Here is a 16,260-nt window from a genome sequence, read left to right on the forward strand (position 1 = left end):
GAAATATCCTTTAACATTTCCAATTGGACCAATTGATTCCTTTCTTAGCCATAATTTAATAAACACCTCCTGTATCAGATCATCGGTAAGCTCTTCGTCATTTACCATCCTGTTGCCTAAAGCATATAGCACAGGATAAAGATTTTGATGGATTATGGAATACGAACGTTTATTTCCTATACAAACCTCACTCCAAAGGTTGGATAGCTCCTCTAAATTTTTCATCATAATGGTTTTCTCAATTAGTATCTCGCAATACCCCGAGTTGATATTTTCTTATTTATATTGGTTCTGTATTCTTCCAAAACTCCTATCTGCCCGAGCGGTAAGGGAGTTCCTAACCACCTTTTAAACGCTAAATTGTTATGCCGTTAAAAAAGGTTGTTAGCCGGTGGAGTACGCTAAACTATCGCAAATTGGAACTCGCTGAGAGGCCTATAACGGCCAATCGAAGGGGGTATAATAGATCAAAACAGGCCTGATTTTACCTTCTGTCAGTTTTTAATTTTTAATGCAGGGAATGAGTGGATTAAGCTTTAATCATCGCCGCTTATAATTAAAGAAACTTTGGGAATAATTAAATCGCCCCTTCGGCTAAAGAGGTCTTAAAATGTAACCTACGGGGCTTAATGTCTCGTTTTGGTTAGTTATACATTAATTAGATAACTTAGATTTATTGACGCAGGCATTCCTTCTAAATTGAACCTAAAGGTTAATTTAAAAGGAATTATATAACGAAATAAGGAATAGCAGCTCCCTGAATCAGATGTTTAGTATCAGCGAGGTATCCTGGACAAGTAAAAACATGTTTTGATTAATGGGCCCATAAAAAGCTCATTGCAAATTCTGCCACTATGTGTAGTGTTTAAAAAGAAAAGAGTTGAAGTTTAGAAATTAACTTCAACTCTTAAAGTACGCCGTAAGCTATAGGTACGTCAATAACCTGCTTTAGGCGTTGTTAAAATTGAGCATCAAAATTCCACCTTTTAGCCAAAGCCTCCGCCTCTTTTTTTGTTAGCTGAATAACCGCACAGTGCTTAGGAGAAGAAAAGTTAGTTGCTTTCATGGGCCCTTCGTTGAAATGTCCAAGATTCTTAAAATTTATAAAATCGCTGGTTTCACTAAAGCCGAAATTGTTAGGCGTTATGCCGTAGATATCGTAAATAAGAACCCATTTTTTTTCGCCGATCCGTTTGAATACCGTTGGTGCTTCGCATGCTTTAGGTTCCGGGTCGTACCATTTGGCATCGTAAACGTATCCCTTATTTAGTGATTTGGATACCGCTTGCTTAATACCGGGAGTACCATCATGAGGAACATAAAACAGGTGATAATTTTTTCCTACCCGGGTTATATCTGCATCGATATAGGATACATCTTTCGGATATTCGAACAATAATTCCGGAGCTGTTTCCAGTTTGGTAAAATCATCGTTTACATAAGAATAATATATTTTGTTTTTGCCGTTTTTAAAACGCATAGTAAAATAGATCATCATTTTCTTTTGAGCCTTATCATAAATGGTTTCGGGTGCCCAGGCACAACCTATGTCTTCCAGGCTAGGAAACGCCTGATCCACCCTGATAATGTTGCGGCTCCAATTGATCAGATCCCATGATTTCATCAGCACCATCGAACGATTATTTCCCCAACCATACTCCTTATCCCTTTCCCACTCGGTGTCGCGATAGCCCGCTTTTTTAGCAAAGATGTGTAAATCTGTCATTGCTAAATAAAATGCGCCATCAGGGCCACGTGAAATGTGGGGGTCGCGAATTCCTTTCTGTAAGGCAATTGTATCTCCCGCTATTACCGGCTTCCCATTATTTATATCTGAAAATGAATAACCATCTTTACTTAATGCCATATAAAGGCTATGTGTCTCGTCCTTGAAATATACCATCAGGTAAGCGCTCATATCTTTCTCCTTAATTTTTTTCTGGGCTATAGCCTGTTGGCATATAAAAGTTATGACGACTAAAAGCTTAATGGCTATTATTATTCTTATTTTCATTGTTAAATTAATTTGTTTTATTAAGACCAGTTCTCCGGAATTCTATTTCGTTTTAACTCTCAGTATCGTGAATGAATACGGAGGCAATTCTGTTGAATTAATTTCGGCAAGTGGAGCCTCTGCAACTGCCGGCGAGATATTTTTATCAGTAAGTTGCCCCTGCAATACAGTTTTCGTTATTTTTTCTCCCAGAGGCGTAATATTTTTAAAATCAGTAAGCGCCTTAACGGCAACAGGAAGCAAGTTCACTAATTTAATGATCAGGTCCTTAGATTTTGAATCGCGTACAACTGATATAGCCACCCGCTTTTTTACCGCATCCTGGCTATTAGACAGGGTTACCGAAGCTGGCAGGTATTGGTCTCCCGAATTTTGGCCATAAAGTTTTTGCACCTGGTAAGCAGCCGTGAGCTTAACCTCAGTATTGTTAAAATATATCATATCAGGGTTCCATTGGGTGTGGCCTTCCTTGGCAAGTAAGGGAGCATAAGAACTCATACTTACCACATCAGCATTACGTTCCAGCGAAGTCAGATAAATGGCTTCAGATAAGGCGGATTCAAAATTAGCGCCCCGCCCTGGCACCGTTGCTGCATACTCACCCAGGTAAACTTTAGGTTTTGACCGGTCATAACTGTCGTAAAAATCCTGATTATTAATAAACCAGCCTGCTTTATTATAGTAATGCTCGTCAACTATTGGAATCTTTAACCTGGATGCAACATCCCAGCCTTCCCGATAATCTGTACCTTCAAAACTTGGCCCGGCAGTTCCGATTACTATAATCTCGGGATGAGCCTTTTTCAAAGCATTAACAATCATGGTAAATCGCTCTTCAAATATATCGGTTATCAAATCTTCGTTCCCAACGCCGATATACTTTAAATTAAAAGGTTTAGGATGCCCGGCCTGGGCGCGTATTTTTCCCCATTTGGTATTGGCATCCCCATTTGCCCATTCTACCAGATCGATGATATCCTGAACATATTGATCCATTTGTTCCATTGGGATTCCGCCTTGCTGCCCGTTTCCTCCATCTCCGGAATTTTGGCAAGAAACGCCGGCGGCAACTACCGGGACAGGCTCCGCCCCTATATCTTCGCAAAATTGAAAATACTCGAAATAACCTAATCCAACAGACTGATGGTAATGCCATATATTACGTTGTGGTTTGCGCGCTTCCGGCGGCCCAATGGTATTTTTCCAACGATAAATATTGTTTAAACCATCTCCATGGGCTAAACAACCACCGGGAAACCTGACAAAACGAGGATGAATATCAGCGATAGTTTTTGCCAGATCGGCCCGCAACCCATTCGTTCTGCCTTTATAAGTATCCCGAGGAAATAGAGAAACCATATCAATGGCCAGCCTGCCAGCCTGAATAGCCTGCAATTCCAATTTCGCATCGGTAACGGTGGCATTTGAAGTAAGAACAGCTTTTGAATTTCTCCAGGGGCCTGAAGCAACAGGTATTATGGTTTCTCCAAACACGTCTCCATTATTCCCAATTAAACGAACTTTCAGATTTCCTTTCCCTTTATCTAATAGTTTAGCAAATAGAGAGAAATTATACTTTTCACCTTTTTTTAAAGCTATGCCGTCAAAGCCAGAATTGATAAGTGAGCCTCCATTCGCACTTGTTTTTAATACCGCATAGTGAAGATTATTGGGGTGAACAGGGGCAATAGAATCAATTGTAAAACTAACCCCCACTCCTGCTGAAGTCCAGGAATGAGAACGAGTCCAGCTTTTGTCACTTCCAAACTTATCGTGCAAATCGTATTCAAAGTCCCTGTTTTGAATGAGTTCTGCATATAATCCCCCGTCTGCAGCATAATTGAGGTCCTCAAAAAAGATGCCTATCAAGGTATTACTTATTGGTTTGGCATTTTCTGCATTCACAGTAAATTTTGCTTCAATTGGTTTCAGCCCGGCAAACCGGTAAGCATCTTGCTGCGTCGTTTCCTCCTTTGCAATATTTTTGAAATTTCTGAGTTCGTACGCTTTAATCATCCGGTCAACTACAGCCCATTTAACCCGATGAATTTGCCCGCTTACTTTACTGGAAGGCAGGTTAACATCAACTGAAGGGATGTAATCTTCAGTGGAAATTTCCCTTCCGCGGTCGTTTCTTTTAAAATCTTTCGTTTCAACGGCGAAAAACTTCCCCCTGGCATCCGCATAAGTAACCAAATAGTTTTTTTGGATCGGATCAAATTTAATTCCCGGGCGAAGAAAATTATATCCCTCGCCTACCGCCGGATAACTCTGACGATTCCAGTCAATCAAATTCTCTGATGCTGCATGGGCGTAAATCTGTTCAGTAGCATTCAAACTCCATATACAATGCCACATCTTATCTGCACCAAAAATCACAAATGGATTAAACATCTTTTTCTGGGAGCCACCAGGGCCATAATCGCTTCTTAAAAACCCGTTTCCTCCTCCAATCAGGTTCCAATTCTTTTTATCAGGACTCCATGCAAACTGAAGGCCCACCGAAGGGTTATTGGCTCCATACGAAAATAGATAAACAGAATCGGGTTGATCAACCAGGACAGGTTTTGAAGCAAAAGCGCACTGTATAAACAATACAAGAAGTATTCCGACGAGCTTTAAAATTCGATTCATTTAGTTATAAGTATATTTATCTGTGTGTTTTCCTTTTGTTGATTGCTTATTTATCTATTTATATAAAACAGACTTTTCTCCATTTAACGGGATTGTTCTATTTCTATATTCCAGTTCACGGGTACATCGGTATTACCACGTTGTCAATACACCTTAATTTCCCACAAACCTGGCGCACCGGACAAGATGGTTAATTTGAGGAAACGGGTTTTCCCTATTTTATTGACCACTTCGGGGGAGTGAATTACCTGCAATTCGGGTGTATTTATTGTTTTCCATACTTGGCCATCTTCTGATTTCTCGATTTTAAAACTATGCCCTAACGTGGATTTTACAAAAAAGAACTCCAGGCTATTCACCCGCTTTATTGCACCAAGATCAATCTGATACCAGGGTTCCTTATCGGCATTGTCGCTCATCCAAGAGGTCCCGTTTGAGCCGTCAACAGCATTTTCTGGTTTAAAATCCATTATACGCTGAACGCTTGCAAGTTCAGTTTCAACAAATTTGGGAGGCATAGCAATCAACTTATCAATTACCGTGTCGATAGATATTTTGATAACGGTATCCCTTCTCGCGCTCGAAGCCGTAACTTTAACAGGATGTATGTGGGTATTTTTTTTCAAATTGGGTATTTCCGCAATCCCGGTAGTATTTACCTGTGCAGGCTGAATGGTTCCATCTGCGTTAAACTGTAAGCGGTTAACAAAAACCTGACGGGTCGTGCCTCCCTGGCCGTATTCCAGATAAAAAAATAAATAATTATCTGTACCGGGGACACGAAGCACATTACCATGGCCCGGGCCCCAAACGCCTTTCGCAACATCGGATTTGAACACCATATCCTGCTCCGGGGCAACAAAGGGTCCCAATGGGCCGGTTTTACTCATCATATAGGCATAAGCATAGTTGGCTCCGCCCGATAATGTATAAAAATAGTAATAAATACCGTTTCGCTTAAATAAGAAGGGCCCCTCAGAATAACCGGATCTCTTGGTTGGAATAGATACTTCCGGGCCTTCAATAGTTTTCCAGTCTTTACTCAGTTTAGCCGCTTTTCTTCGGCGCCAGAAAATATAAGCCTGCCCATCCTCATCTACAAAGGGGTCTCCATCTATATCAGCCACGACAGGCTTAGTCTCTTCACTTTCTTTTTCTGGCTGATTAAAGAAAACACCTGATCCATTGCTGAATTTAAAAGGGCCTTCCGGCCTCTTTGCCGTTAAATGATAAGTACCGAGCCTTGCATCAGGCTTAACAATGGTAGCATACAGGTGATAAAGGTTATCTTTTTTAATTACCACACCAGGGGCCCAGTACCTGAAATATCCCGTTTTCTTTTTTCCTTCGGGGCCATAGGTGTAAGGTTTATTCCAATCAATACCCTGAAAAAGTGTCCCTTTATAACTCCAGTTAACAAGGTCTTTTGAGGTCCAAACAACGGGCGGCCCCATTTCCTTCAAATCACGGTCAATATCGGCCGTTCCATACAAATAATACGTACCGTTAAAATTAACCACGGAGGGGTCGGCAACATAATCCGGGATAACCGGTTGAGTTAAAGGCTGATTATTCTGCTGCGCTTTAACTGCAAGCCCAACAAACAATAGCCATAATAAGACTAAATTTTTTAATAAACTATTATTCATAAGAGTAACTTACTTAAGTTTCCGATCACTTCCAACCATTTTTCAATGCTACTGATCGCGATTCGTAAACGAAATACGAGGCATGCGCAGGCAGCCTATTTTCTCCATTATAGCTCAGGTAACAAAGGCCTCCCTAGCGCACCGATGCTAATGTTAATGTTCGCATAATGACTATTTTATTGGGATATCACTTAGTTGACAGACTCATACCTAAAATTATCGAATATCACAGCGCCTTCCTTTCCGGCTGACATAAAACCTGGCCGCAGTGCAAAAAAGCCGTGATATTTGTTATGGTTGAAATCCGATACCCGTAAGCCGGATTGGAAAATTACCCAGTTTTTGCCATCCTTGCTGGCAAGCATATCGCAGGTATTCCGGTTGTTTTTTATTTTAAGATAAAAATGCCTTCCCAGTGCCACAGATTTGTTGAGATGCGCGTCTGCATTCTTATAAATGGTAACACTTTTACCATTGGATGTAAGGCCGGCAAAAGCTTCCTCATTGTAAAACAAAATCAACCCGCCGGTACTTCTCCCGGTTAAACTCACTTCTACCTGTGCTTCATAACTTGTATCCGGGACTGTGGTTAATAAAAGCTGCGCATCCTCCGGACCAGAACCCTTAGCTTTTAAATAAAGGCTGCCATGTTTGAGCTGAACAGCATTAGTATCATAGCCTTTCCAGGCCGTCCATTGCAGTCCGAGCGTTTTTTTATTGAAGTTGTCTGATAACGTAAAGCCCGATGAATGCTGTTTTTCTTTGGCCCCGGAATCCATTTCTCCTTTTGCTGTTTTGAACCAGCCATCTGCCGTCCATTCAATAGGTTCAATAAGGGTTTGCCGGCCTAAGGTATGGTATCCTTTTTCATAAGCATGGTATACTATCCACCAGTTTCCTTTTACATCATCAATGAGTGTTCCATGCCCCTTAGACCACCATTGGTCATCTGCACTATAGGTATGTACAATAGGGTTATAAGGTGAGTTTTCCCAAGGGCCCTGAATACTTTTTGAACGCGCTGCTACCACCATGTGGCTGGTTGCCGGGCCCGCAGTACCCCCTTCGGCCGTTAGCATATAGAAATAATCTCCTTTCTTAAAAATCTTCGGAGATTCCAGGCATTTGCATTCGGTAATCCAATCTGTTGGATAATCCCAACCTGCGTAAACATCTTTCAGATCGCCTGTTACAGAAAGCCCGTCATCTGATAAAGGAACCATGCCGCCAGCAGAAACGAACAAATAACGTTTGCCGTCTTCGCCTACTGCATGTCCCGGATCAATACGCGTCACCTTCAAATCAACGGGTTTACTCCAGGGACCGCGTATATCATTCGCCCATATCACCCAGTTAGACCCATTGGCCGGAAAATAAATATAATACTTACCCTTATATTTCAACAGGTCGGGAGCCATGGCCGATCCAACCAGATCTGGCATGGCCCGTGTTATCGGCTCCCAGTTAAGCAGGTCTTTCGAATGCCATATTAAAAAGCCGGGAGAATATGTAAACGGCGAATGCGTCATGTAAAAATCATTCCCGTCACGCATAATACTCGGGTCCGGATAATCACCTCTTAGGATAGCCTTTGGATACTCCTGTGCAGACGTACAATAGGTAAGCCCTGCAAATACCATTAAAAGAGTGATTTTTTTAAAGAAATTGGATACGGTCATATTTATTTACAAAGCATATATTTCTAAAATTTCAAATTAAGCCCGCTGTGATGTACATGCTTGATCTTTTTCTTTCTAGCATCACATGATAAGCGGAAGTTATGTATCATAAAAATATGACTGATTAAAAAAGAACCTCATACTCTACCTTCAGTAAATAAATTTTTATTATCCGAATTTTTATATCTCTTAAAAACGATCGCGCAACAGTTGCCCACCAATGGTATATTTTGTATCAATGTCATGTAAGAGGAATAATATCAATCGCTTACGCTTATAAACCGGCTGAAAAGTCGGAGTTGGGATTTTTAATGACCTGTGTAAGCTGTAGCAGCGATAACACGTAAAAATTTAGTTTAAAACGCGGTAAATCATTTTTTTGACCCCGTAGTTTATCTGGGCAAATTGCCGAAAATCATTAAATGAAGTACATGGTAGAATGATGATTTATGTGTGGTTTTTGAATCCCTGATCTGTATGCGCAGCAGCTGGATATAAAAGAAATAGTTTTAGATATCGTTCACGGGCTAATTCAATGGCCTGATAATAACAGCTATTCCACCCTTTGCTTTAAGACTGACATTCAAAATTCCAGTATATTTTAAATTGGTAGTCCTTTTACGAATCCCGCCATTATCGTCATCCTCATATATCGTTGCCCGATATGACTTTGATTTATTGAGAAAACCGAGCCTAACCTTCCCGGTCCATGGCTCCAAACCCGCCGCTCCTCCCAGGAACCAGTCGTTGCCCTTGCGCCTGACGACACAAATTCCTTTTCCGATATCACCGCAAACATATTTGCTTTCGTCCCACACTGTCGGGACGTACTTAAAGAACTCTATCTCCTGTTCATTCTGGTAGTCCTGAGAACGCCCATACCAGAATATGGCTTGTAACGGATCAAAATAAACGACAGTAAGGGCAAGTTGCTGCGCTTTACTCACGTTAAAATTCTTATTGTAGGAATTGATCATGTTGGGATAACAAAAAGTAAAATCAGCAGCACCCGCAAGAAAACGTGTAAACGGAAGTACAGTATTATGAAAAGCGTCCGGGCTGTTTTCATCGCCACGAATGCCTTCGGAACTGAGCACAAAAGGATACCTTCGGCTTAGTCCGGTAGGTTTGTAATGATCATGTACATTCAACACAAAACCATAATTGTTTACTTTTTTCATAGCCGTATCAAGCCATGATAGCCCTCTTTGTGTGCCACCATCAACAAATCCGAATTTAATACCGGCGATGCCCCATTTTTTATAGAGTGGTAACAGCGTATCTAACTTCGCCTTAAGTCCAACATAATTGACATAAAGAATGACACCGATGCCTTTCTGTTTACCGTGGGCAATAATTTGCGGTAAATCAAATTCGGGCAAAGGCCTGGTGGGATCAGATACGGTTCTGAACTCGGCGCCGTACCAGCCTGCATCGATCAATATATATTGAAAATTCATTTTTGAAGCAAAATCAACGCCATCGAGGGCGCCCCGGGTGTTGATGGGTACCCGGAATATTTTTCCGGGCACCACGGCTGCAGGGACCCTGGCTGATAGAGGATTAACAAGTTTCAAATTCAGTTGACTAAAATCATGCAGTCCGGCCGCTGTTTTGCTGAAACTGATAGTTCTCCATGGTGTCACTAAACTGTCCCTGAAAACGACCATGGTATCCTTTTGAACGGAGGGAGCATTGTGTCCCCTATAAAGCGTATCCACATAAAACCGGAATGCAAGGCTATTGGGCTTTTCCCCTCGTATAAGCACGCATTTGGTGTAATTTCTGTTATCAGCTTCCCCAACACTGATATAACCACAGCCCGCCGCAACTAGTGTTGAAGGAAGGTCACTGGCTCCCGCCAGAGAATCGACCTTTACAAGCCTGAATACCGATTCCTCATGATATTGATAGATTGTGCTTACGTTTGCAAAATTCATCTCTGTACCCTCTTCCAGCAGGCGTACCGGCCGCCTCGGCAAATTATAACAAGCATACCGAAAGGCCAGGCTGCCATTATATAACCTCACGTAAATTTGGAACATTCCGGTTGCTGTACGGCACTTTAAAATGCCCGCCTCGTAATTATCTTCAATCACTGCATCTTCACCAAGCGGCCAGGAAAACCTGGAACTGACTTTTAATTTGCTTACCAGAGGGGCGGACCGAAGCGAGTCAAGAACTGGCCCGTCCGTTTTAATTCCCAGCGCCGACCAATTAACGATCACCCGGCCGCCAGATGTCAGCCTGTAAACAAGGCGATTCCGTTGATTAAGCTTGATTTGAACTACGGTACGTCCATCCGGAGAATGTATCGAGGTGATAAGTTGAGCCGCGCCGGTGTTTTTGGCGAATGCCGTTGATGCGAAGAGCACAGACAAAAAGCCTAATAACGTTACAATATACTTTTTTGAATAAAACATAATCTCTCTTATTATAAAATAAGACAAAACAATAGCCAAAATATACTCAACTCATTGAGTTGATTTTGAATGGCGCATTAAACACAAAAAGTAATCCGGCCTTAATAAAGTGGGAAAATATATCGGCGTAGTGGTATGCGATAACAACAATAACTGAGTACCAAATTAAACGAAAATAAATGAGTATAACCGGCTGTAAGAATTCGTCCTTCCCATATATCATCCGACACTGTTTTTGGAGGCTTCTTAAAAGAGGCCTTGCTTAATGATATTTCGCCATGGAACACCCTTTCTAACAAAAATTAAATAATTTGAATATGCTCCTCAAAAAAAATTCAATTCCATTCATAATATTCTTTGCTGCTATGTTCAACGTGCAAACAACGCGCGCGCAGCATGCTGACCGTATTTCCCCCGGAGAATTATGGCTTGACGATCATGGGGACCATATACAGGCCCACGGTGGCGGGATAACCAAAGTAAAAGACAAATATTACTGGTATGGTGAAGAAAGAAGACGGGGACTGGACAGCAATATACGTTATGTAAGCTGCTACGTTTCTAAAGACCTTATGAACTGGAAATTCAAGGGGGATGTGGTGGCATTTACAGACCCTGAAAACCTGGGACCTAAATGGATACTTGAGCGCCCGAAAGTATTTTTAAGTAAAAAAACCGGCAAATTCGTTATGTATTTTCATCTCGATAACGCTACGTATAATTATGCTCGAGTTGGGATAGCGGTTTGCGATCGTCCGGACGGGCAGTTCCGATATCTGAAAAGCTTCCGCCCGTTGGATCACGAAAGCAGGGACATTGGGCAATTTGTCGACGATGACGGAGCGCAATGCCTTGTATTTGAAGACCGGCCACTTGGCTTCCATATTGTTAAACTTACAGAAGATTGCCTCGGTATAGAACGGGAAATGTGTCTGATCCGCCAACACATGGAAGGCGGCGCAATTGTTCATTACCAAGGCTTATATTATGCAATAGGCTCAGCATTAACTGGCTGGAGACCGAATGCGAACAAATATGCTACCGCCACGTCGCTTGAAGGACCATGGTCTGATTTCAAGGATATCGCGCCAAAAGAAACCAACACGTATAATTCACAGTCAACACTACTACTTAAAATTTCGGGAAGGAAAGATACGACTGTTGTATTTCTCGGAGATATCTGGAAGCCCAGGTCCCAATGGGATTCCAGATATCTCTGGATGCCGGTGAAAATCGGAAATGGCAGAATGTGGTTACCGAAACCTGTCCCCTTTAAAATTAATATCCGTGAGGGTTCCACATTCAAAGCCGATTAAACGGCTGCTCTGCTGCGAATTACATTTGACCAGTCCTTAAGTACCTGTGTGAATCGCGCTGCTTGATCATTTCAAACGGAATTTGTGGTCTTTTATCAGAACCGGCAGCTCTCCTACCTTTTTTTTGATAAAAATTTCAATATGATGAGTATGCGGCTTCGCAGGATGAAGTCATCCTTAAAGAAGCGCAATTCCGGCTTTAAAAACCCTATTTCTGATGATTAAAAATTAAACCATGAGTCGTTTTAAACCAAGAAACCACCTGTTACGCTTATTGGAGATTCGTGCTATCGTGCATCACCCACTTAAAATTACAGGCGGATAGCGAAATCATCTAAATGTGATACGCCGTATATTTTCCATTTTGCCAACAGGCCGCAATAGCAGTCGTTCCATTAATTAACCAACAACACAACCAATTAATTAAACAATGAATAAATTATGAGAAAAGCAGTACTTAATTACAAGCTGTATGCTACGTTATTTACCATCCTACTGGCATTGGTAAGTTTTCGCGGCTATGGCCAGTCAACGGTATCGGGGCAAGTTACCGATGCAAAGACCCACGAAACCATCATCGGTGCCACAGTGAAGGTAAAAGGAACATCAACAGCGGTTGCAACTGATGTTAAAGGCAATTTTAAGATAGCCGCTTCGCAGGGTGCTGTCCTGCAAATCAGCTATTTGGGCTTCAGTTCATTAGAAGTTGAAGCAGACACCAAAAACACTATGCACATCAGCCTTAGCGCTGTGCCGAATGACCTTAACGAGGTAATTGTAGTGGGCTACGGCACCAGGAAAAAGGAAACACTAACAGGTGCAATCTCCCAGGTTGGATCTGAAGTGTTCAGAGACAGGCCGGTACCCAACGCGGCGCTTGCGTTGCAGGGAGAGATCCCCGGTTTGGTTGTTACAAGAAATTCTCCCAGGCCGGGCAATGAAAATTTGACCATCAGGCTACGCGGGGAATCATCTACTTCGGCTGTTTCACCGCTGATCATTATTGACGGTGTGCCTACTGTAGCAGATTTTGAGATCAGCACATTAAACCCTAATGACATTGAATCAGTCACCGCACTTAAAGATGCATCTGCCGCAATTTACGGTGCACGTGCGCAGGGAGGTGTAATATTGATCACCACCAAACGAGGTAAGGGAAAACCTCAGGTTAATTACAATCCAAGTTATAGCTTAAACACAGTTGCTAAAACAGTTCCCTGGGGCAATATGATGCAATGGGCCGGCCTTTATCTTGAAACGTCAATGCAGGACAGGGTCGACGCGTCGGGCACCCCGATTCAGTTTCTTCCGCAATGGACACTGGCCAACCTGCAGAGAATGGCAAACGGAGAATCATTTGATTATACCCAGCCAAGTGGGTTGGTATCACATTATGGTGATAATAACTGGCAACGCGTACTTTACGGAAATTCAAATTCGCAAATGCATAACCTTTCGCTCACGGGCTCAACAGATAATACGGGCTATGCGGCTTCATTGGGGTATTCAAATAACAAGTCAATTCTTAAAACAGCTTATGACGGCGAAGTTAAATATAATGCCCGCTTTAACTATGATTACCAGATCTCTAAAAAAGTAAAATGGCAATCAGGTATCGCGTACGATACAAGAACGGTAAAAAGTCCCAGAAATGGCGTTGGAGCAGGCTTTTTTGATGCCCCCATTTTCCCCGTTTACAACAGCGTTGGCAACTACTACGATGATTATGGTTCCCGTAACCCGGTCGCGATGACGCAAGCCGGTGGTCGTATCAGGAATACAGATAACTTCTTCCGTTTCAATACCAAGCTCTCGGCAAATATCATTGACGGTTTAACAATAAGCGGAACGGCAGCAATCACCAAACGTGACGGCATGAAAAACGAATATAATCAAACTTATAATCTTTACAGCTGGACCGGAGACCGTATATATTCAACAATTTACAATCCAGCCTTCGTAGGGGAAACAATCTCAAATACCGTTTACAACAACTTCGGTGTCCTTGCGGATTACAATAAGACCTTTGCGCAAAAGCATAATTTGGCAGTTACAATGGGCAGTACTGCCGAGCTGCAGGAAGACAGGGTTTTGGGCGGTCAACGCACAGGCCTGTTATACCCGGGCCTTTACGATTTGAATACCGCGACCCCGGTAAACGCGACCAATAATAGCTCAGACGTTAAGGTAGGACTTACTTCGTACCTTGGACGTTTCGACTACGATTATAATAAACGCTATCTTCTGGAACTGATTGGCCGGAGTGATGCCTCTTCCCGTTTCGATGCTGATCACCGCCGACAAAACTTTTACGGCGTTTCTGCCGGGTGGGCCTTATCTGAAGAAAGTTTCATGAAGCCGTTAAAATTTGTGAGCTACCTTAAAATGCGTGCGGGTTATGGAGAAACAGGCGGACTCGGGGGCGGTACCAATGGCTTATCAAGCACAAATGGTGCAATTGGCGCTTTCAACTATGTGTCAGGCATCGGTGCCGGAACCGCAATATTTGGTAATACAGCGGCCGTACAGGGTACCAATTCCATCTCCAATATATACAATGTTGAGCTGACTTGGGAACGGATGCTGAACAAGAATATAGGAGTTGACTTCACCATGTTCAACAACAAGCTTAGCGGATCCTTTGACGTATACGAACGTAAAAATACAGGGTTAATTCTCAGTTTGATTTATCCTGGGGTATTAGGTGCAAATGCGCCCCCAAGCAATGCGGGCAACCTCAGGGTACACGGATTTGAAGCGACACTCAATTGGCATGATAAAATTGGCGAGGTTTCCTACAATATCGGAATTAATGTAAGCAACAATAAAAACCTTTTGGTGAAGCGAAATGGCGCAACAGCTATCGCTCCCGGACAAAACCTGCCGTTACAAGGCTATCCGCTGAATTCGCTCTTCCTGTACAAAACTAACGGAGTATTCCCAACGCAGGCAGACGCAGATGCATATACTGCAAAATACACGGCAAACACGGTAGGTAATCTGGGTGCTATGACCGGAAATAGTAAACTGCGTGCAGGCGACCTAAGCGTTGTTGATTTAAACGGTGACGGCGTTTTGAATACAAGTGACCTCTATTTTGCAGGTGATGCTGATCCACACTATACATTTGGTACAAATCTTGGCATACGCTGGAAAAATTTCGACCTTTCCGGCTTCTTCCAGGGAGTACTTAAACAAAATTTATTACGCGGTGGGAATGGCAGAGCTCCATTTTTCCGTAACTACCTAAATATCAACACGTACTATATTGGAAAAACGTGGACGCCAGACAACACCGATGCCCTGTACCCAAGATTGTCATTTGACAATAACCGGAATAACTGGAACTGGGCAGTTAATGACGTAAACATGGAAACTCTCCGTTATGTTCGACTGAAAAATATGATCATCGGATATACCCTTCCAAAACAATGGATGGACAAATTAGGCATAAAGCGGGTAAGGGCATATGTTTCCGGGAACGACTTACTGACATTCTCTTCTGTTAAGGACGGCTTCGATCCGGAAAGAGGAACATCGTCTGACAGCAGTTACCCTTTCATCAGAACATATACATTCGGCCTGGAAGTTGGATTTTAAAAATTGTGGATAAATGAAAAAATTAAACTATATAATAGCGCTATTCCTGATTATTTCAGCAAGCGCATGCAAAAAAACATTTTTGGATCTGAACCCGATCGATCAGCCAACAACGGCTTCGTTCTTTCAGAACGCGGCCCAGTTCAAATCATTTTCTAATGATTTTTACAACAAAATGATAGGCTTTCGTCCTGTAAAATCTGATGTTCAGGGTGCCGCAAACAGTAATATTTACGATTACATGGATGCGGGCACCGATTTGACATTAGCAATCAGCGCCTACGGCCAAGGCGCAATATCTACACCGCAAACCGATATTTACTGGTTAAATACCTATGCGTATATCCGTGCAAATAATGTATTGATTGAAGCAGCGGCTAATTACACCGGTGATAAGGGAGCCATTAAACAATATGTGGCAGCAGCCTATTTCTTTCGCGCATGGCACCATTTTTTGCTGTTGAAGCGATTTGGCGGAATACCACTTGCCACTAAAGTACTATCTGTAAATTCCGCTGACCTTCAGGCACCAAGAAACACCCGCTACGAGGTAGCAAACCAGATTTTTAGGGATCTCGATGTTGCTATTGCAGGTTTACCATTAGAGGCGAGCATTGCAGCAGCAGATAAAGGACAAGTAAGCCAGCAAGCTGCCAAAGCTTTTAAAGCACGCGTTCTGCTTTATGAGGCAACCTGGGAAAAGTATGTTAATACCACTACCGACTGGGCACAAAACCAGAAAAAGGCCGATAGTACAACAACATGGCTGACCCAGGCTGCAAGTTTAGCCTCGCAGGTAATGACAGACAATACCTATTCATTGTTCAATGGAGTCGACACGCTGAGCTATTATTACTTGTTCAACCTCGATGATGCCAATTCAAACCCGAAAGGGCTGACCAAAGTAGCTAATAAAGAATATCTCCTGTCAAGCCACTATGACTT

Annotated in this window: 9 protein-coding genes; 3 read left to right on the top strand and 6 right to left on the bottom strand. The window is 42.5% G+C overall.

What is annotated here, in order from left to right:
• From AC1DPZ_RS10605 to AC1DPZ_RS10630, 6 genes are all read right to left on the bottom strand, one after another.
• On the bottom strand, positions 1–228 hold a 228-nt coding region (locus tag AC1DPZ_RS10605; protein WP_477403019.1), incomplete at its 3' end, for an RNA polymerase sigma factor.
• 730 nt (positions 229–958) lie between these two features.
• On the bottom strand, positions 959–2,014 hold the full coding sequence (locus AC1DPZ_RS10610; RefSeq protein WP_477403021.1) for a glycoside hydrolase family 43 protein: 1,056 nt from the start codon (positions 2,012–2,014) through the stop codon (positions 959–961).
• Positions 2,015–2,056: 42 nt separating this feature from the next.
• Complete coding sequence (locus AC1DPZ_RS10615) at positions 2,057–4,648, bottom strand: alpha-L-arabinofuranosidase C-terminal domain-containing protein (protein ID WP_477403023.1); 2,592 nt, start codon at positions 4,646–4,648, stop codon at positions 2,057–2,059.
• Positions 4,649–4,791: 143 nt separating this feature from the next.
• The gene (locus tag AC1DPZ_RS10620; protein WP_477403025.1) at positions 4,792–6,297 is read right to left on the bottom strand and encodes a family 43 glycosylhydrolase; all 1,506 of its coding nucleotides are present in this window, start codon (positions 6,295–6,297) and stop codon (positions 4,792–4,794) included.
• Positions 6,298–6,488: 191 nt separating this feature from the next.
• Entirely contained in the window at positions 6,489–7,976 is a 1,488-nt protein-coding gene (locus AC1DPZ_RS10625; RefSeq protein ID WP_477403027.1) for a family 43 glycosylhydrolase, read from the bottom strand.
• A gap of 527 nt (positions 7,977–8,503) precedes the next feature.
• Positions 8,504–10,399, bottom strand: a complete 1,896-nt coding sequence (locus AC1DPZ_RS10630; RefSeq protein ID WP_477403029.1) for a glycoside hydrolase family 97 protein — start codon at positions 10,397–10,399, stop codon at positions 8,504–8,506.
• 317 nt (positions 10,400–10,716) lie between these two features.
• Between AC1DPZ_RS10630 and AC1DPZ_RS10635 the strand changes: the two genes are divergently transcribed.
• The 3 genes from AC1DPZ_RS10635 to AC1DPZ_RS10645 all read left to right on the top strand — a co-directional run.
• Entirely contained in the window at positions 10,717–11,715 is a 999-nt protein-coding gene (locus tag AC1DPZ_RS10635) for a family 43 glycosylhydrolase (protein WP_477403031.1), read from the top strand.
• A gap of 441 nt (positions 11,716–12,156) precedes the next feature.
• Positions 12,157–15,315 carry a SusC/RagA family TonB-linked outer membrane protein gene (locus AC1DPZ_RS10640; protein ID WP_477403033.1) on the top strand — a complete coding sequence of 1,053 codons (3,159 nt, stop codon included), beginning with the start codon at positions 12,157–12,159 and terminating at the stop codon, positions 15,313–15,315.
• A 13-nt stretch (positions 15,316–15,328) separates the two neighbouring features.
• The coding region (locus tag AC1DPZ_RS10645) for a RagB/SusD family nutrient uptake outer membrane protein (RefSeq protein WP_477403035.1) at positions 15,329–16,260 on the top strand (932 nt) is incomplete at its 3' end.

The organism is Mucilaginibacter sp. P4_G9, from assembly GCF_056400985.1.